This window comes from Heyndrickxia acidicola (assembly GCF_001636425.1).
Taxonomy (GTDB): Bacteria; Bacillota; Bacilli; order Bacillales; family Bacillaceae_C; genus Bacillus_AE; species Bacillus_AE acidicola.
This window is the reverse complement of sequence record NZ_KV440953.1, coordinates 1,665,717-1,684,318: the sequence shown is the minus strand read 5'-3', so window position 1 is coordinate 1,684,318 and position 18,602 is coordinate 1,665,717. Positions and strand designations below refer to the sequence as shown.

General features: G+C 39.6%; 15 protein-coding genes. All 15 read left to right on the top strand.

Going from position 1 to position 18,602, the window contains the following annotated elements; translation table 11 throughout:
- Positions 1 to 2 precede the first annotated feature (2 nt).
- The 15 genes from A5N88_RS07890 (at position 3) to rimP (ending at position 18,508) form a co-directional block, all read left to right on the top strand.
- A complete protein-coding gene (locus A5N88_RS07890) occupies positions 3 to 641 on the top strand; it encodes a chemotaxis protein CheC (RefSeq protein WP_066264643.1) in 639 nt (212 codons plus the stop codon).
- The gene (locus tag A5N88_RS07885) at positions 634 to 1,131 is read left to right on the top strand and encodes a chemotaxis protein CheD (RefSeq protein WP_066264642.1); all 498 of its coding nucleotides are present in this window, start codon (positions 634 to 636) and stop codon (positions 1,129 to 1,131) included. The genes A5N88_RS07890 and A5N88_RS07885 overlap by 8 nt, the downstream gene beginning before the upstream one ends.
- Before the next feature lie 332 nt (positions 1,132 to 1,463).
- Positions 1,464 to 2,222: a FliA/WhiG family RNA polymerase sigma factor gene (locus A5N88_RS07880; RefSeq protein WP_066264638.1), complete on the top strand. Its 759-nt coding sequence runs from the start codon at positions 1,464 to 1,466 to the stop codon at positions 2,220 to 2,222.
- A gap of 82 nt (positions 2,223 to 2,304) precedes the next feature.
- Positions 2,305 to 2,877 carry a hypothetical protein gene (locus A5N88_RS07875; RefSeq protein ID WP_066264636.1) on the top strand — a complete coding sequence of 191 codons (573 nt, stop codon included), beginning with the start codon at positions 2,305 to 2,307 and terminating at the stop codon, positions 2,875 to 2,877.
- Positions 2,878 to 3,031: 154 nt separating this feature from the next.
- On the top strand, positions 3,032 to 3,751 hold the full coding sequence (gene rpsB, locus A5N88_RS07870) for a 30S ribosomal protein S2 (protein ID WP_066264633.1): 720 nt from the start codon (positions 3,032 to 3,034) through the stop codon (positions 3,749 to 3,751).
- A 132-nt stretch (positions 3,752 to 3,883) separates the two neighbouring features.
- Positions 3,884 to 4,765, top strand: coding sequence for a translation elongation factor Ts (tsf, locus tag A5N88_RS07865; RefSeq protein ID WP_066264632.1), 882 nt, complete (start codon positions 3,884 to 3,886; stop codon positions 4,763 to 4,765).
- Positions 4,766 to 4,890: 125 nt separating this feature from the next.
- Positions 4,891 to 5,616: a UMP kinase gene (pyrH, locus tag A5N88_RS07860; protein ID WP_066264630.1), complete on the top strand. Its 726-nt coding sequence runs from the start codon at positions 4,891 to 4,893 to the stop codon at positions 5,614 to 5,616.
- Positions 5,616 to 6,173, top strand: coding sequence for a ribosome recycling factor (gene frr / locus A5N88_RS07855; RefSeq protein WP_066264628.1), 558 nt, complete (start codon positions 5,616 to 5,618; stop codon positions 6,171 to 6,173). Before pyrH ends, frr begins: the two co-directional genes overlap by 1 nt.
- A gap of 643 nt (positions 6,174 to 6,816) precedes the next feature.
- Positions 6,817 to 7,614, top strand: coding sequence for an undecaprenyl pyrophosphate synthase (gene uppS, locus A5N88_RS07850; protein WP_066264626.1), 798 nt, complete (start codon positions 6,817 to 6,819; stop codon positions 7,612 to 7,614).
- Complete coding sequence (locus tag A5N88_RS07845) at positions 7,611 to 8,408, top strand: phosphatidate cytidylyltransferase (RefSeq protein ID WP_066264625.1); 798 nt, start codon at positions 7,611 to 7,613, stop codon at positions 8,406 to 8,408. Before uppS ends, A5N88_RS07845 begins: the two co-directional genes overlap by 4 nt.
- Before the next feature lie 67 nt (positions 8,409 to 8,475).
- Positions 8,476 to 9,621, top strand: a complete 1,146-nt coding sequence (dxr, locus tag A5N88_RS07840; RefSeq protein ID WP_066264624.1) for a 1-deoxy-D-xylulose-5-phosphate reductoisomerase — start codon at positions 8,476 to 8,478, stop codon at positions 9,619 to 9,621.
- 18 nt (positions 9,622 to 9,639) lie between these two features.
- Positions 9,640 to 10,896, top strand: coding sequence for an RIP metalloprotease RseP (gene rseP / locus A5N88_RS07835; RefSeq protein WP_066264622.1), 1,257 nt, complete (start codon positions 9,640 to 9,642; stop codon positions 10,894 to 10,896).
- A 259-nt stretch (positions 10,897 to 11,155) separates the two neighbouring features.
- The gene (locus A5N88_RS07830; RefSeq protein WP_066264618.1) at positions 11,156 to 12,859 is read left to right on the top strand and encodes a proline--tRNA ligase; all 1,704 of its coding nucleotides are present in this window, start codon (positions 11,156 to 11,158) and stop codon (positions 12,857 to 12,859) included.
- A gap of 456 nt (positions 12,860 to 13,315) precedes the next feature.
- Positions 13,316 to 17,635: a PolC-type DNA polymerase III gene (locus A5N88_RS07825; protein WP_066264616.1), complete on the top strand. Its 4,320-nt coding sequence runs from the start codon at positions 13,316 to 13,318 to the stop codon at positions 17,633 to 17,635.
- Positions 17,636 to 18,040: 405 nt separating this feature from the next.
- Entirely contained in the window at positions 18,041 to 18,508 is a 468-nt protein-coding gene (rimP, locus tag A5N88_RS07820; RefSeq protein ID WP_066264615.1) for a ribosome maturation factor RimP, read from the top strand.
- Positions 18,509 to 18,602: the final 94 nt, after the last annotated feature.

The window sequence follows — 18,602 nt, the reverse complement described above, 5'->3', positions numbered from 1 at the left end:
GCATGGGCATAGAAAGTAAATTTACAAGCATTCATTTAGATATATTAAGAGAAATCGGAAATATAGGGGCCGGGCATGCAGCAACTGCTTTATCTAAGCTTTTAGATCGGAAAATTGATATGAAAGTGCCCAGTGTAAAAATGACTTCTTTTGATGAAATGATGGAACTTGCAGGCGGTGCTGAAAAATTGGTGGCAAGTGTCTTTCTCCGTATTGAGGGAGATGCACCAGGGAATATGTTTTTCATTGTTTCCATTGAGCAGGGCGAGGAGCTGATTAGAAGAATGACAGGAGAGGCATCCTTCTCCTTTGCATCACCTCCCTTTTCCGAAACAGGGCTATCGGCTCTCCAGGAGCTGGGAAATATATTATCAGGCTCTTATTTAACGGCACTGGCAGATTTTACTCATTTGAATCTCTGCCCATCTGTGCCTGCAATTAGTATTGATATGGCAGGTGCCGTTATCAGTTATGGCCTCTTAGAAATATCCCGGTCTAGTGACTGTGCTATTGTTATTGATACAGTATTAATTGATGATGTGAAACGTGAATCTGGTATTAATGGACATTTCTTTCTAATACCAGATCCTGAATCCTTCCACAAGCTTTTTGATATTTTAGGGGTAAGGCTGGATGGATAATAAAATTGAACCTCTTAAAGTCGGAATTGCCGATCTGAAAATTGCATTTTCTCCACAGCCTATTAAAACGACAGGACTTGGATCCTGTGTAGGAATCATTATTTATGATCCTATTTTAAAAATTGCCGGATTGGCTCATATCATGCTGCCGGACTCTTCCATTATGAAGAAGGGAACGGAATTTAATAAATCAAAGTTTGCAGATACTGCAGTAAAAGAACTTGTGCAAATGTTAAATCGGGAAGGCTGTAAGAATAGGGAATTAAAAGCGAAAATTGCTGGCGGAGCAGAAATGTTTTCTTTTTCTGTAAATGAAACTATGAGGATTGGAAAAAGAAATATTGATGCAGTAAAAAAAGCCCTAAAAGAAGAAGCAATTGCCATTATTTCAGAAGATACAGGGGGAAATAATGGCAGAACCATCGTTTTTGACCCAGAAAAATGCATGTTGGAAATCAGGACAGTGAATAAAGGGATTGCTTTTATATAACGGCTCTTTTAATCTTGCCTGTTGATTTCCGTTGCAGGCACTCGCTTTAAACAGGAGTCTCGTACCTGCCGCTCCAAGCATCCCAAGTGTTTTACTAAATATCTATCGCTTTAGTAATGAGAAAGTGTGTACCAAGGAATAAAATAAGTAGGCTCTTTCCGTAAAGTTTGTTGCTATTTGACTCAAGAAAATCATTAAAAGGTCCTGACTTGTGAATAGCATGCAAAAAAATGCTGCGAATACAGACAAAATACGGTATGATCCAATGAATGTAAAGCAACAATTTATGCGAAAACAGCCAATAATTAAATGAAACTGCGAGGAGGGGAATTATGTCACAGCCGGTTAAAAAGGAAGAAGAAAAATACTGGGATCTATGGTGTCAGAATCATGATTCAATTGCAGGAGATATTCTAGTGAAAAAATATATGCCCCTTGTTGATTTTCATGTACAACGAATAGCCGTCGGGCTGCCTCGCAGTGTTTCAAAGGATGATCTCAAATCCCTTGGTCTTGTGGGCTTATTGGATGCGCTGAATAAGTTTGACCGGAAAAGGGATTTGAAATTTGATACCTACGCCTCTTTCCGTATCCGCGGGGCAATTTTAGACGGGCTTCGTAAAGAGGATTGGCTTCCAAGGGGAACGCGTGATAAGGCAAAAAAGATAGAGGCTGTATATGAACGTCTGGAGCAAAAATACATGAGGCACGTAACCGCAGAGGAAATTGCGAGTGAATTGCATATACAGACAGATGACGTGTATCAAACCATTAACGAAAACTTTTTCGCTAATGTATTGTCTATTGATGAACAAATTAACGATAATGAAGAAGATCAGCAGTCTTTTATTTTGAAAGATGATAAAAGCCTGTCACCGGATGAACAATTATTAAAAGAAGAACAGCTTAATGAACTGACCAAAACGATTACTTCATTATTAGAAAAGGAACAACTTGTGCTCAGTTTATTTTATAAAGAGGAATTGACCCTTACAGAAATAGGGGGAATTATGGGCTTATCCACTTCAAGGATTTCTCAAATTCATTCCAAGGCCATTTTTAAGCTTCGTAAGTTATTGGGAAATCAATAAAAGGCTTTATCTGTTTTAAAGCCAGTACACACATTCCTTGTTTTAAGAACGAATCATTACACTATCAGATAGGAATGAGTTTATGATGACATTTTTAGCGGCATTTTCAATCGTTTTAAATATTATTGCACTGCTTGCAATCGTCATTTTGTATCTTCGCCAAAATCGTTTTCTTGCAGCCGAAAAAAAACAGCAGCAGCTGATGGAAGAAATGGAGAATCTTTTTTCAGCCTATATAATTGAAATAAAAGAAGAAAATGACCGATTCATTGCCGGGTTAAACAAGGCACCTATCCAGCCTGTCCCCTTAAAAAAGGAGGCGGGTGTGCATAAGGATGAAGAAAATCCTTTAAGTGAACTGGATATGCACGTGTATGAAAAGGAAGCTGAAGGTGTATCAAGAGCAATTTACGGCAGAATGCATGCTTCCAAAACCTATCAAACATCCATGACCAGGAATGCCTTATCCGAATCAGAATTAAATGACACAGGAGAAACGATGAAGCTCAGCCTGCCTAATCATAATGATACGATTATAATGCAAATTTATTCCATGCAGGATGAAGGATTTACGGTAGATGAAATTGCTAAAAAGCTTAACAAAGGGAAAACAGAGATTGAGCTTTTTATGAAATTTCATCGTAAAGATAAATAATTTGCTTGAACTGAAAAAGTATATATGTTATATTATTTTGTGGTGTTATTACACACGTTTCATGATTTAAATAGAAGGTGCTTTTTATAGAGTAAAAAGTTTCTGTTTAAAAATGATTGGAACGGAGGAAACTAAAACCGTAGGAGGAAATAAAATGTCAGTAATCTCAATGAAACAATTGCTTGAAGCTGGTGTACACTTTGGACACCAAACACGCCGTTGGAACCCTAAAATGAAAAAATATATTTTCACAGAAAGAAACGGCATCTACATCATCGACCTTCAAAAAACAGTTAAAAAGGTTGAAGAAGCGTATAACTTTGTGAAAGAACTTGCAGGCAATGGCGGCAACATTCTTTTTGTCGGTACTAAAAAACAAGCGCAAGAAAGCGTGAAAGAAGAAGCTGAACGCGTTGGTATGTACTATGTAAACCACCGTTGGTTAGGCGGAACTTTAACAAACTTTGAAACCATCCAAAAACGTATTGAACGTTTGAAAGCAATCGAAAAAATGGAAGAAGACGGAACTTTTGAAGTCCTTCCTAAAAAAGAAGTTGTTCAATTAAAGAAAGAACATGAACGTTTAGTGAAATTCCTAGGCGGAATTAAAGATATGAAAACACTTCCTGATGCATTGTTCATCGTGGATCCTCGCAAAGAGCGTATTGCTGTTGCGGAAGCACGTAAATTGAACATTCCTATCGTTGGTATTGTTGATACAAACTGTGATCCAGATGAAATCGATCACGTTATCCCAGCTAACGATGATGCAATCCGTGCTGTTAAACTTTTAACTGGCAAAATGGCAGATGCTATTTTGGAAGCTAAACAAGGTGAAGAAGAAGCAACTCCAGTTGCTGCTGCACAAGAATAATAGCTTAACCCTATTATGTGCAACTAACAAGGATGAGAGAAAAGGTGATAAGAAGGTAAGATCCTTATCACCTTTTTTTAAAGATTAAATGTTATAGACACTATCTACATAGTACTTAAGGAGGAAATAATCATGGCAGTTACTGCACAAATGGTAAAAGAACTACGTGAAAAAACAGGCGCCGGTATGATGGACTGTAAAAAAGCTCTTACTGAAACAAATGGTGATATGGACAAGGCAATCGACTATCTTCGTGAAAAAGGGATTGCGAAGGCTGCGAAAAAGTCAGACCGCATTGCTGCAGAAGGTACGACCTTCATCCAAAGCGAAGGCAATACTGCTGTTATCCTTGAAGTAAACTCTGAAACAGACTTTGTTGCTAAAAACGAAGGCTTCCAAACTCTTGTTAAAGAGCTTGCTGCACACCTTCTTAAGAACAAGCCTGCTTCTGTTGAGGAAGCTGAACAGCAAACGATGGAAAACGGTTCTACTGTAGCTGATTATATTAATGCTGCAATTGCAAAAATTGGAGAAAAACTCTCTCTTCGCCGTTTTGAAATCAAAACAAAAACAGATAATGGCGCTTTTGGTGAATACCTCCATATGGGCGGACGCATTGGTGTTTTAACAGTTGTAGAAGGAACAACTGATGCAAGCGTAGCGAAAGACGTTGCTCTTCATGCTGCTGCTTTAAACCCTAAATACATCTCCCGTGATCAAGTGTCTCAGGATGTAGTAGAACATGAAAGACAAGTTCTTACACAACAAGCTCTTAACGAAGGAAAACCAGAAAATATTGTTGCGAAAATGGTGGAAGGCCGTTTAAGCAAATATTTTGAAGATATCTGCCTTGTTGACCAATCTTTTGTTAAGAATCCAGATCAAAAAGTTGGCCAATTCCTAAAGTCCAATGGCGCTTCAATACAAAGCTTTGTACGTTATGAAGTAGGCGAAGGAATTGAAAAACGCCAAGATAACTTTGCAGAAGAAGTAATGAATCAAATCAAAAAATAATGTTATTCTATATGAAGGTGCTTTATGTTCTTAAATAGAAGAAAATAAAGGCCTAAGAAATAAAAATAGGGGACACTATGTGTTCCCTATTTTTAAAAAAGAATACATAAAACTGGAGGTTCAACATGGGCACCCCAAAATATAAACGTGTAGTACTTAAGCTAAGTGGAGAAGCATTGGCTGGAGAACAGGGTTTCGGAATTCAGCCATCTGTGATTAAAACGGTTGCGGAACAAGTTAAGGAGCTAGTTGAGTTAAATGTAGAAGTTGCAGTTGTAGTTGGCGGCGGAAACATTTGGAGAGGCAAAATCGGCAGTGAAATGGGAATGGACCGTGCAACAGCTGATTATATGGGTATGCTGGCAACAGTTATGAATTCCTTATCTCTTCAAGACAGTTTGGAACAAAATGGCGTAGAAACCCGTGTTCAAACATCTATTGATATGAGACAGGTGGCTGAACCATACATTCGACGCCGAGCAATTAGGCATCTTGAGAAAAAGAGAGTCGTTATCTTTGCGGCAGGAACAGGAAATCCTTATTTTTCAACAGATACGACAGCCGCATTAAGAGCAGCGGAAATTGAAGCAGAAGTAATTTTAATGGGTAAAAACAATGTGGATGGTGTTTACTCTGCTGATCCAAAGCTTGATAAAAATGCTGTGAAATACGATGAATTGTCTTATTTAGATGTCATTAAAGAAGGCCTTGCTGTTATGGACTCAACTGCATCGTCTCTATGTATGGACAATGATATTCCTTTGATTGTGTTCTCGCTTATGGAAAAAGGAAATATTAAACGTGCGGTAATGGGTGAAAAAATAGGGACGATTGTAAGGGGGAAAGAATAATGCCAAAACAAATTATTGCTAATGCAAAAGAAAGAATGACAAAAGCGATTCAGGCTTATACACGTGAATTAAGTTCGATTCGTGCAGGCCGTGCAAGTGCATCGCTTCTTGATAAAATCACAGTTGACTACTATGGTGCGCCTACACCGGTGAATCAAATCGCGTCGGTAAGTGTACCGGAAGCGCGTCTCTTGGTTATTCAGCCTTATGATAAAACAATCCTTGGGGATATTGAAAAAGCTATTTTTAAATCTGATTTAGGTTTAAATCCAAATAGTGATGGTTCTTTAATTCGTATTGCTATCCCTCCACTAACGGAAGAAAGACGTAAAGAACTGGTGAAAGTAGTGCGCAAGGAATCAGAAGAAGCAAAAATTGCTGTTAGAAACATTCGCCGTGACGCCAATGATGATCTGAAGAAAATGGAGAAAAACGGAGATATCACAGAAGATGATCTTCGTGGTTACTCTGATGACATTCAAAAGCACACAGACCAATTCATTGCTAAAATTGATGAAATTACGAAAACAAAAGAACAGGAAATACTTGAAGTTTAATTTTTATACAGAACATTGCTTAGAAAAAGCCTGAATATAAAGGACTAACCCCCTTTAATTCAGGCTTTTTTTTGCTGAATTTGACAGAGCCCTTTGCTAATGGCGAAAATCCGCAGCTTATTGCTATTTTTCGCAAATAGGATTCTATATTTATAGTTGGTTTGTGTTAAAATGAGCAAGTACGCTTATCGTTATATCTGGTTTTGAATTGGATTGCAGCTTTCCCGTCCTGGTTAGGGACATGAAAATTGAGAACATTTACCTGAGATTCCTTTAGGAAAGCGCGTTCTCCAGATTCCATAAATGCTTTTGAAGCGCTCATGGGGCCTTGTAACACCGCTGATGAGCTATTTTAGTGATATGAATTGTAAAAACCGGTTGGAACACCTCGCAATGCAACGTGGCAATAGAGTATAGCAGACTATTAAGACGAACTTTAGAATATATGGCTATTATATTCATTATCAAATGATACAAAGCTACACAAAAGGGATGCGTTTCTCTATAATATAATTGGCAACCATTACATATTTTTTGTAATCAAACATATTAGACATCGTTTTTGATATGATAGGAGTAATGAAAATGTTTTTTCGCTTCTATAGCTGCCATATTAAAAGAAGCATCCACATGGAGGTCCATTATGATTAAAAAAATAAAAAGATGGAAATCACCTAGAGCTCCTCAAGATTTAGAGGAAAGAATCGAAGTGATTAGCCAGAATGAAATCCCAAAGCATATTGCTATAATTATGGATGGCAATGGCAGGTGGGCCAAAAAAAGGGCTCTGCCACGAATTGCGGGGCACCATGAAGGGATGAAAGTAGTTCGCAGGATAACACGGTTAGCAAATAGACTGGGTGTAGAAACTTTAACTCTTTACGCTTTTTCTACAGAAAATTGGAAAAGGCCAAAACTGGAAGTTGATTATCTTATGAAACTTCCGGAAGAATTCATGGGCACTTTCCTTCCAGAGTTGATGGAGGAAAACGTTCAGGTCAGAATGATGGGGTATGAAGATCAAATCCCTGGGCATACTCGAAATGCAGTAGAAAAGGCTATAGATAATACAAAAGGAAATACAGGACTTGTATTAAATTTTGCCTTGAATTATGGAAGCCGCGGTGAAATCATTCAAGCCGTAAGCAAGATAATAGATGATGTAAATAGTGGTAAAGTAGAGAAAGAAGACATTACTGAAGATACATTTTCATCTTATTTAATGACGTCAAAACTCAGGGATCCGGATCTTCTAATCCGGACAAGCGGTGAAATTCGGTTGTCCAACTTCATGCTCTGGCAGCTTGCTTATACCGAATTTGTATTTACCGATGTATTATGGCCGGACTTTAATGAAGAGAGTCTGCTGGAAGCAGTAGAGACATATCAAAATCGATCCAGAAGATATGGCGGCATACAAAGCGAGGGACTCGACAAGTGAAACAAAGAATTATAACGGCTGTGATAGCAGCTGCTTTATTTATTCCCATAGTTTTTTGGGGCAAATCCCCCTTTATACTGCTTGTGTATGTAATGGGTACAATTGCTCTGTATGAATTATGTAAAATGAAGAAAATTTCCTTTTGGTCTTTGCCCGGAATCATATCATTGTTAATATTGTGGGTTTTTTTAGCACCTGACCAATATAATATTCTTTTTAGGAGCATAGGCTACAATAGGGAACAAGTTATTTTAATAGGAATACTGCTTTTGCTTATGCTTACCGTGGTTTCGAAAAACCGCTATACCTTTGATGATATTTCATTTGTTGTATTTTCAGCATTATATGTGGGCATTGGGTTTCACTATTTCCTTTTGACAAGAGAAGCCTCTAAAGGTCTGCTATACATATTTTACGCTTTGCTATTAATATGGGCTACGGATTCAGGGGCCTATTTCATAGGCAAAGCCATGGGTAAGCATAAACTTTGGCCGGATATCAGTCCAAATAAGACCATAGAGGGTTCAATTGGAGGCATTATATGTGCACTGGTTGTAGCAGTTTGTTTCAACCTATTTACGAGCATTGACATTCCGATGGCAAGGATGCTGGCAGATACTGCTCTGCTTTCTATATTAGGGCAGCTGGGGGATCTTGTAGAATCTGCATTTAAAAGGCATTACCACGTAAAGGATTCTGGCAATATTCTGCCGGGGCACGGTGGAATTCTGGACCGTTTTGACAGCCTCCTTTTTGTTTTTCCCTTTATACATTTTCTTCACTTAATTCATTGAAACTGGGATTTAAACAGACTTCGTGTTAAAGTAATGATATTGCATGTGGTATTGGAGTGTAAATTAGATGAAAAATATAAGTTTGTTAGGGGCGACGGGGTCTATTGGCACGCAGACATTGGACATCATTCGGAATAATCCCGAACAATTCAAGCTTAAAGCTTTTTCTGCGGGAAGAAATTTAGACTTAACAAGAAAAATAATATCTGAATTTCAACCTGAATTTGTTTCGGTACAAAAAAAAGAGGATTACGAGATTCTAAAGGCAGAGCTTGCGGGCAATATTAACATTTCCTACGGGGAGGACGGCTTAACAGAGACTGCTGTTTATGCACATTCGGATACTGTTGTCAATGCTGTTCTCGGAAGTGTGGGACTTTATCCGACCCTTCAGGCAATCAAAGAAAGAAAAACAATTGCAATAGCAAATAAAGAAACACTGGTTACTGCAGGGCATTTGGTTATGCAGGCGGCTAAAGAAAACCAGGTTGCATTGCTTCCGGTAGACAGTGAACATTCTGCTATCTTTCAGTGCTTGCAGGGAGAAAATGAAAAAAATATTGAAAGCTTGATTCTTACGGCCTCCGGAGGCAGCTTTCGTGATAAAACGAGAGCGGAGCTTACGAACGTAACAGTCAAAGAGGCTTTGAACCATCCAAATTGGTCTATGGGTGCAAAGATTACAATTGATTCAGCAACCATGATGAACAAAGGCCTGGAAGTGATTGAAGCCCATTGGCTATTCAATATTCCTTTTGATAAAATTAAGGTAGTGCAGCATAGAGAAAGCATTATTCATTCAATGGTGGAATTTCATGACAGCAGTATAAAAGCACAGCTGGGGACACCAGATATGAGAGTACCTATTCAGTACGCTCTTACTTATCCTGACCGACTGGAGCTACCATCGGCAGAAAAATTGAACCTGGCCCAAATAGGAAAGCTTCACTTTAAAGAAATGGATTTTGACAGATTCTATTGTTTGAAACTTGCTTATGAAGCAGGAAGTGCCGGGGGAACAATGCCAACTGTCTTGAATGCGGCGAATGAAGCAGCCGTTACCGCTTTCTTAGATGGGAAAATAACCTTCTTACAAATTGATGAGTTGATTGAAAACTCTCTTGAAAGGCATAATGTTATGAAACATCCAGATTTGGAGACAATTAAAGCAGTGGATAAAGAAACAAGAGAATATGTTCACTCACTCATATAAACAAAGGTGGTTTTTCATTTGACTACAGTGATAGCCTTTATTATTATCTTTGGTGCACTTGTCATTTTTCATGAAGCAGGACACTTTGTATTTGCAAAGCGCGCGGGTATATTATGCCGGGAGTTTGCCGTGGGGTTTGGACCAAAGATCCTATCCTTTAAAAAGAATGAAACACAATACACCATTCGATTGCTCCCGATTGGCGGGTATGTACGGATGGCCGGAGAGGACCCGGAAATGGCTGAGTTTAAGCCGGGGCAGCGGATTGGGCTTGTATTGAATTCTGATGGCCTCGTGGTAAAAATGGTGGTAAATGGAAAAGAGCGTTTTTCGGATATTCGTATGATAGAAGTAGAATCGGCTGATTTAGAACATAAGCTTTTTATTAAAGGCTATGAAGAGGGGGAGGAAGAGCTCCAAACCTTTTTCATTGCTGAAAATGCTGTTGTGGTAGAGAATCAGACCGAATCACAAATCGCACCTTGGAATCGCCAGTTTGCTTCAAAATCTCTCGGGAGAAGGGCAATGACAATTTTTGCCGGGCCAATGATGAACTTTGTTTTGGCCATTCTCATTTTTACCTTCTTGGCAATTGTACAAGGTGTGCCAGTGTCAGACCCTGTTTTCGGAAGCCTTACAAGTGACGGTGCTGCAAAGCAGGCAGGCTTCCATCAAGGTGATACGGTCATCAGTATTGATGGAGCAGAAATTTCAACCTGGGATGATATTGTTGAAGTCATTCAAAAACATCCGGGAGAAGAGCTGAAGTTCACAATTGAAAGAAACCATAAAACACTTGAAATTCCTGTCACTCCAAAGGCTGAAAAAATTGACAATCAAGAGATTGGAATCATTGGTGTTCACAGTCCTGTGGAGAAGTCACCTTTAAAAGTGGCAACCTATGGATTCCAGCAAACGTATCAATGGACTGTTGATATTATTCAGATGCTTGGAAAATTAGTAACAGGACATTTTTCTATCAATATGCTCTCTGGCCCTGTTGGGATATATAAGTCAACGGAAGTTGTGGCGAAATCTGGGATAACCTATCTTATGAAGTGGGCAGCTCTATTAAGCATTAATATAGGAATCATGAATCTTTTGCCTATACCGGCACTCGACGGAGGCAGACTATTATTCTTTGCAGTAGAGGCGCTTAGGGGTAAACCGATTGACAGACAAAAAGAAGGTGTCGTCCACTTTATAGGTTTTGCCTTATTGATGCTATTGATGATTATTGTCACATGGAATGATATTCAACGATTTTTCTTATAAAAATTCATGAGGGCAATCGGTTAGCCGATTGCTTTCTATATGGGCAGTTTTTGATTTGGTTCTTTTCGTAAAATAAACCTAGTTGCAATTTGTATAAATGAATTTAGTATACAGGGTTCAAGCTTGAAAACTAAATGACTGAAGACGAAAAGATGCCCCGATCCTCACTTATTACGAATTTAACACGTTTGGGAAAAGCAACAATCTATGCAAAAACAATCTTTGATTAAATTTTACATATACAGGAGTGTAGCAAAGGATGAAACAAAGTAAAGCATTTATCCCAACTTTAAAGGAAGTGCCTGCTGATGCAGAGATTAAAAGCCATCAGCTGTTATTGAGAGCAGGATTTATTAGACAAAATGCAAGCGGTATTTATTCATATTTGCCGCTGGCACGCAAGGTACTTCATAAAATTGAAGCGATTATACGAGAAGAGCTTGAAAATATCGGGGCGGTCGAATTGTTGATGCCTGCCATGCAGCCAGCTGAATTATGGCAGGAAACAGGTAGATGGTACTCTTATGGTGCCGAGTTGATGAGATTAAAGGACCGTCATGGCAGGGATTTTGCATTAGGTGCCACTCATGAAGAAGTGATTACCAGCTTAATCCGGGATGAACTAAAATCCTATAAGCGGCTTCCAATTTCACTGTATCAAATTCAAACAAAGTTCCGCGATGAAAAGCGTCCAAGATTTGGGCTGTTAAGAGGACGGGAATTCATTATGAAGGATGCATACTCCTTCCATGCTTCAGCTGAAAGCTTAGATGAAACGTATAACGATATGTACAATGCCTATAGTAATATTTTTAGAAGATGCGGTCTAAATTTCAGGGCTGTTCTGGCAGACTCTGGCGCTATTGGCGGTAAGGATACCCAGGAATTCATGGTTCTTTCTGACATAGGGGAAGATACCATTGCGTATTCAGACAGCTCCGATTATGCAGCAAACATTGAAATGGCTGAAGTGGTCAATCATTATACGAAGTCTGAGGATCCTGAAAAATCATTGGAAAAGGTAGAAACGAAGAACCAAAAATCCATTGACCAGATTACCGGCTACTTGAAGGTCGAACCTGATTCCTGCATAAAAACACTTCTCTTTAAAGCAGATGACGAGTTTGTAGTAGTATTAGTACGGGGCGATCATGAAGTAAATGAAATAAAGGTAAAAAACCATTTAGGTGCAAAAGTCGTGGAAATAGCGGAAGCACCTGTTGCTAAACAAGTGCTTGGCTGCGAAGTAGGTTCATTAGGCCCGATTGGAATGGCAGACAAGGTTAAAATCATTGCAGATCAAGCTATTCAATATATGGTAAACGGAGTATGCGGAGCCAATGAAGAAAACTACCATTATATCAACGTGAATCCGGAAAGAGATTTTTCGGTTGCTTCTTATGGTGATTTGCGCAATATCCAGGAAGGGGACCCTTCACCGGATGGTAAAGGAACAATCCGTTTTGCCATGGGGATTGAGGTCGGACATATTTTTAAGCTGGGTACCAACTACAGTGAACCAATGAAGGCCAACTTCCTTGATGAAAATGGCAGAACTCAAGTAATGACAATGGGATGCTATGGGATTGGCGTGTCAAGACTTCTTACTGCAGTGGCGGAACAATATAACGATGAAAAAGGGCTCGTTTGGCCTGTGCAGGTATCCCCATTTGATGTTCACCTTGTACCTGTAAATCTTAAAGATGAAGCCCAAAGTCAACTTACTGAAGAGCTAAATAGCTTGTTAACACAACATAACTATACGATTTTAGTTGATGACAGAATGGAGCGCCCAGGAGTCAAATTTGCAGATTCTGATTTGATTGGCCTTCCTATTAGAATTACAGTTGGAAAAAGGGCTGCTGAAGGAATTGTGGAAATGAAAGTACGAAGCACTGGAGAGGTACTGGAAGTTTCCAAAGAGGATTTAATTCCTGCTGTTCAAAAGCTTTTAAAGAAATAATTTTTAAAGAAAAGCTTTGCTATGTCTTTTAAGGAACAACCAGCATACGCAAAGCCAAAAAAGCATGTGTATATATAAGAATCCGGCTTTACTAGATGTCTAGTGCTTCTTTAAGCCGGATTTTTATTTGTTGTCTGCTTATGGCGGGGAGTTTCGTTTTTGAACTGTGGAGATCGAAGCCGTTCAGTCTGCACGTCGCTGAACGGACGCCCTCCGCTTTTCTAATGTCCAGCTTCGAGTGTCCAACGACTAGCAGACTTCCTGTCTTCTCCCTGCGATAAGTCAACATCGAAAAGCTGATACTTTTCGTGTTTCCTTTATCTCAGTCGAAGCCATTCAGTCTGTATGTCGCTGAACGGACACTCTCCGCTTTTCTGTAAATGTTTGATGATTGAAATTTAGTGCAGGTTTTTTTATGATGGTAGAAGATAAAATTTTGTTTAGGGAGAGGGAATTATGACTGACAATCCCGCCGAAAGAAAAAATCGTTTTCGACTTTTGCTTCAGCAGCTTCAGCTAACGGAAGATGCTATGGCTGAACATTTTAATAATGGTGAAATCGAAAAGTTAGTGATTCAAAGACATTCAAAACGATGGCATTTTAACTTCTTATTAGAAAAAGTATTGCCATTTAATATCTTTATACGGTTTGCCACACAATTGCGGCAGAGCTTTCAGCATATTGCGGAGGTTCAATTTACCGTTCGTGTGCTCGACCAAAGCGGCCATGATGAATTAGTGGCTGATTACTGGAATTATTGTGTTCAGGAAATAGATGGCATGTCTCCTATGCTTTTATCACTTTTAAATGAGCAGCGTCCTGAATTAAAAGGGAATAAGTTAATTTTACAGGCGCGTAACGATACGGAAGCAAGGACACTAAAACAAAAATACGGCGAGCTTATTTCTTCTGTATATCAAACGATCGGATTTCCTGCTTTTAATATCGATGCGATTGTAGCTCAGATACAGTCGAATAAGGATTACGAACAGTTTCTTGAAGCTAAGAAAAAAGAGGATCAGGAAAGAGCAAAGCTGGCGGTAATGGAAATGCAGAAGCGTGAAGCAGAAGGCGGCTCCGAACCTGCTGATGATGGTCCATTAATGCTGGGCTTAACAATTAAAGAGGATGATACGTTTAGAAGAATAGAAGAAATTTTGGATGAAGAAAGAAGAGTCTCTATCGAAGGCTATGTTTTCTTTGCAGAGACAAGGGAGCTTCGAAGCGGCAGAACGCTGCTTACTTTTAAAATAACTGATTATACAAGCTCTATCCTTGTTAAAATGTTTTCCAGGGATAAAGAAGATGCTGCTATTTTAAATAGAGTGAAAAAAGGTATGTGGTTACGTGCCCGCGGCAGTATTCAAAACGATACCTTTGTTCGCGACCTTGTTATGATTGCCAATGACTTAAATGAGATAAAGCCGCGTTCTCGAAAAGATAATGCTCCTGAGGGTGAAAAACGTGTAGAGCTTCATCTTCATACTCCCATGAGCCAGATGGACGCAACTTCCTCGGTAGCAGATTTGGTTAAGCAGGCAAGCAAATGGGGCCATAAAGCGATTGCGATTACGGATCATGCTGTGTTACAAAGCTTTCCGGAAGCATTCAGTGCCGGAAAAAAGAATGATATAAAAATTATTTACGGCCTCGAAGTAAACCTTGTTGATGACGGTGTTCCGATTGCCTATAACAGTACCCACCGATTACTTGAAGAAGCAGTGTACGTCGTTTTTGATGTAGAGACAACAGGTCTTTCTGCTGTGTATGATACAATCATTGAATTGGCTGCTGTAAAAATTCATAAAGGCGAAGTCATTGATAAATTTGAAGCATTTGCGAATCCTCATCACCCGCTTTCAGCAACGACCATAGAACTTACTGGAATCACAGATGATATGGTCAGCTCCGCTCCGGATGTTGATGTAGTCCTGAGAGATTTTAGGGAATGGATGGGAGATGCTATCTTAGTAGCCCATAATGCCTCTTTTGATATTGGCTTTTTAAACATGGGGCTGCAAAAAATTGGTTTTGAAAAGTCTCCTAATCCTGTAATTGATACACTCGAGCTGGGCAGATTTTTATACCCAACGTTTAAAAATTATCGTCTGAATACATTGGCTAAGAAGTTTGATGTTGAACTTACCCAGCATCACAGGGCCATTTATGATACAGAAGCAACCGGACATATTTTATTGAGAATGCTCAAGGATGCAACTGAAAAAGGAATACTCTATCATGATCAATTTAATGATTACATGGGAGAAGGTGGAGCATTCAAAAGAGCCCGTCCTTCCCATTGCACTCTTTTGGTGAAAACACAGGAAGGTTTGAAAAATCTATTTAAACTTGTTTCGATCTCCCACATTGATTTTTTCTTCAGGGTTCCGCGTATTCCGAGGTCCCAGCTGGAAAAATATCGTGAAGGAATTATTTTAGGTTCAGGCTGCGATAAAGGTGAAGTTTTCGAAGCGATGATGCAAAAAGGCATGGACGAAGCGGAAGAAATTGCGAAGTTTTATGATTATCTTGAAGTACATCCAAAAGAAGTCTATGCTCCTTTAATTGAAGCCGAATTAGTTCGCGATGAAAATGCACTTGAAGAAATTATCTCTAAAATTGTCTCCCTTGGAGATAAATTGAACATTCCGGTTGTTGCTACCGGGAATGTCCATTATTTAAATCCAGAGGATAAAATCTATCGAAAAATATTAATAGGCTCCCAGGGCGGAGCAAACCCGCTGAATCGCTATGAACTGCCTGATGTCCATTTTCGGACAACGGATGAAATGCTGTCTTCCTTCTCTTTCTTAGGGAAAGAAAAAGCTGCAGAGATTGTTGTGGAGAATACAAACAAAATAGCAGATCTCATAGAAGCTGTGAAGCCGATAAAGGATGACCTTTATACACCGAAAATTGAAGGTGCAGATGATGAGGTAAGAGATAAAAGCTATGAGCGGGCCAAAATGATTTATGGGGATAACTTGCCGGAAATTGTCGAAGCAAGGCTTGAAAAAGAATTAAAAAGCATCATTGGTCACGGATTTGCCGTTATCTATTTAATTTCTCATAAACTGGTGAAAAAATCGCTGGATGACGGGTACTTAGTTGGATCTCGTGGATCAGTCGGATCTTCCCTTGTTGCAACCATGACAGAGATTACAGAGGTTAATCCCTTGCCTCCTCATTATGTGTGCCCTGTTTGTAAACAATCAGAGTTCTTTAATGACGGATCGGTGGGTTCAGGCTTTGATTTGCCGGATAAGGATTGCCCAAACTGCAATATCAAGTATAAAAAAGATGGACACGATATTCCGTTTGAAACCTTTCTTGGCTTTAAAGGGGATAAAGTTCCGGATATCGACCTTAACTTCTCTGGTGAATACCAGCCAAGGGCCCACAATTATACAAAGGTTCTTTTCGGTGAAGACTACGTTTTCCGGGCAGGTACAATCGGAACAGTTGCTGAAAAGACAGCTTATGGCTATGTAAAAGGGTATGCCTCCGATAACAACAAAATGTTCCGTGGAGCTGAAGTGGACAGGCTGGTACAGGGCTGTACGGGTGTTAAAAGGACCACCGGCCAGCATCCAGGGGGAATCATTGTTGTCCCGGATTACATGGATATTTTTGATTTTACACCGATACAATTTCCTGCTGATGACAGCAACTCTGAATGGAAAACGACACATTTTGATTTCCACTCAATTCATGACAATATTTTGAAGCTTGATATTCTGGGGCACGATGACCCAACTGTTATCCGGATGCTGCAGGATTTAAGCGGGATTGACCCGAAGACGATTCCAACAGATGATCCGGAAGTCATGAAGATTTTTAGCGGTACAGAGTCTCTCGGTGTAACGGAAGACCAGATTATGTGTAAAACAGGTACACTTGGGATTCCGGAATTCGGAACAAAGTTTGTAAGGCAAATGCTCGAGGATACGAAGCCTACTACCTTCTCCGAACTCGTTCAAATCTCCGGCCTGTCTCACGGTACGGATGTTTGGCTTGGGAATGCACAAGAGCTGATTCATAATGGAACGTGTACACTTCCTGAGGTAATCGGATGCCGTGACGATATTATGGTTTACTTAATTTATCAGGGTCTGGAGCCGTCACTAGCCTTTAAAATAATGGAATCCGTTCGTAAAGGAAAAGGGCTTCAGCCTGAAATGGAAGAAGAAATGATCAAACAAAATGTGCCGGGCTGGTATATTGATTCATGTAAAAAGATAAAATACATGTTCCCGAAAGCCCATGCGGCCGCTTATGTCCTAATGGCCGTTCGTATCGCCTATTTTAAGGTTCACCTGCCACTTCTATACTATGCTGCCTATTTTACCGTGAGGGCGGAGGACTTTGATTTGGAAGCGATGATACGCGGATCTCAGGCTATTCGTGCGCGTATAGAAGAGATTTCAGCAAAAGGTCTTGAGGCCGCTCCAAAAGAAAAAAGTTTATTGACAGTGCTGGAATTGGCACTTGAAATGAGCGAAAGAGGATTCCGTTTTCAAAAGATCGATCTTTATAGATCCCAGGCTGCGGAGTTTGTCATTGATGGCGATTCACTAATTCCGCCGTTTAATTCCATACCAGGCCTTGGTACAAACGTTGCCCAAAATATTGTGAGAGCGCGAGAAGACGGTGAGTTTTTATCGAAGGAAGACTTACAGCAAAGAGGAAAAGTATCTAAAACGTTAATGGAGTACCTTGATAAACATGGAACGCTGGAAGCTATGCCTGAGCAAAATCAGCTTTCCTTATTCTAGAAAATTTAGGCGGGAGTGATGTTGATCGCTCCTGTTTTTTTATACGTTTCTTTATATAAGCCAATCCAAGAGTAAGTATGGAAATCAACCTTCATTGCCAGCCTACCTTATGCAGGTCGCCGATAAGCAAGCGCCTTCCGCTTTTTATTGTCCAGCTCCAGGCGCTATCGGCTCGAGTCATAAGGCAAGCCGGCAATAAAGGTTAAATAGCAAACCTTTATTGCCGGCTCGTCTTATGCTGTTCGCTGTTAAGCAAGCGCCTTCCGCTTTTCTATTTATTTGCATTAAAATCCGGGTTATGGTATATTTTTATTGGAAATACTACTGATAAACTCTCGTGTAAAAGAGTGGGCTGCTACCCGCTCTTTCGTGTTTTTATTCGAAACAATTTTCAGGGAGGTTTATATGAGCAAAGTTACGGAAATTGTTGAAGATCTTTTAACACCAATCCTAGAAGAAATGAAGCTTGATCTTGTTGATATAGAATACGTAAAGGAAGGAAAAAACTGGTTCCTTCGCGTATTTTTAGATAAGGATAACGGGATCGATATTGAAGAATGCGGAATGGTAAGTGAACGTTTGGGTGAACGGCTTGATGAAATCGACCCAATTCCTCACAATTATTTTCTTGAGGTTTCCTCCCCAGGGGCAGAACGTCCATTGAAAAAGGAAAAGGACTTTGAAAAGGCCGTCGGGAAAACAGTTTTTATTAAAACATTTGAACCAATAGAAGACGAAAAGAATTTTGAAGGTACTTTAACGTCATTTGATGGTGAAACTTTAAAGCTTGAAATGAAAATCAAAACACGAAAAAAAGAAGTAGAAATTCCGTATTCCAAAGTAGCCAAAGCACGTTTATCTGTTATTTTTTAATAATGAGAGAAACGAAAAAGCCGCTTTCTTAGATTTTATTGTAAGTGGATAGTCTTCTATGATGGTTATTCGGCTATTTAAGTCTGGCCAGGTT

Bases quoted from the DNA above. Each gene is read 5' to 3' on its own strand.
- A5N88_RS07890 (WP_066264643.1), top strand. From the start codon at position 3: ATGGGCATAGAAAGTAAATTTACAAGCATTCATTTAGATATATTAAGA.
- A5N88_RS07885 (WP_066264642.1), top strand. From the start codon at position 634: ATGGATAATAAAATTGAACCTCTTAAAGTCGGAATTGCCGATCTGAAA.
- A5N88_RS07880 (WP_066264638.1), top strand. From the start codon at position 1,464: ATGTCACAGCCGGTTAAAAAGGAAGAAGAAAAATACTGGGATCTATGG.
- A5N88_RS07875 (WP_066264636.1), top strand. From the start codon at position 2,305: ATGATGACATTTTTAGCGGCATTTTCAATCGTTTTAAATATTATTGCA.
- rpsB (WP_066264633.1), top strand. From the start codon at position 3,032: ATGTCAGTAATCTCAATGAAACAATTGCTTGAAGCTGGTGTACACTTT.
- tsf (WP_066264632.1), top strand. From the start codon at position 3,884: ATGGCAGTTACTGCACAAATGGTAAAAGAACTACGTGAAAAAACAGGC.
- pyrH (WP_066264630.1), top strand. From the start codon at position 4,891: ATGGGCACCCCAAAATATAAACGTGTAGTACTTAAGCTAAGTGGAGAA.
- frr (WP_066264628.1), top strand. From the start codon at position 5,616: ATGCCAAAACAAATTATTGCTAATGCAAAAGAAAGAATGACAAAAGCG.
- uppS (WP_066264626.1), top strand. From the start codon at position 6,817: ATGATTAAAAAAATAAAAAGATGGAAATCACCTAGAGCTCCTCAAGAT.
- dxr (WP_066264624.1), top strand. From the start codon at position 8,476: ATGAAAAATATAAGTTTGTTAGGGGCGACGGGGTCTATTGGCACGCAG.
- A5N88_RS07830 (WP_066264618.1), top strand. From the start codon at position 11,156: ATGAAACAAAGTAAAGCATTTATCCCAACTTTAAAGGAAGTGCCTGCT.
- A5N88_RS07825 (WP_066264616.1), top strand. From the start codon at position 13,316: ATGACTGACAATCCCGCCGAAAGAAAAAATCGTTTTCGACTTTTGCTT.
- rimP (WP_066264615.1), top strand. From the start codon at position 18,041: ATGAGCAAAGTTACGGAAATTGTTGAAGATCTTTTAACACCAATCCTA.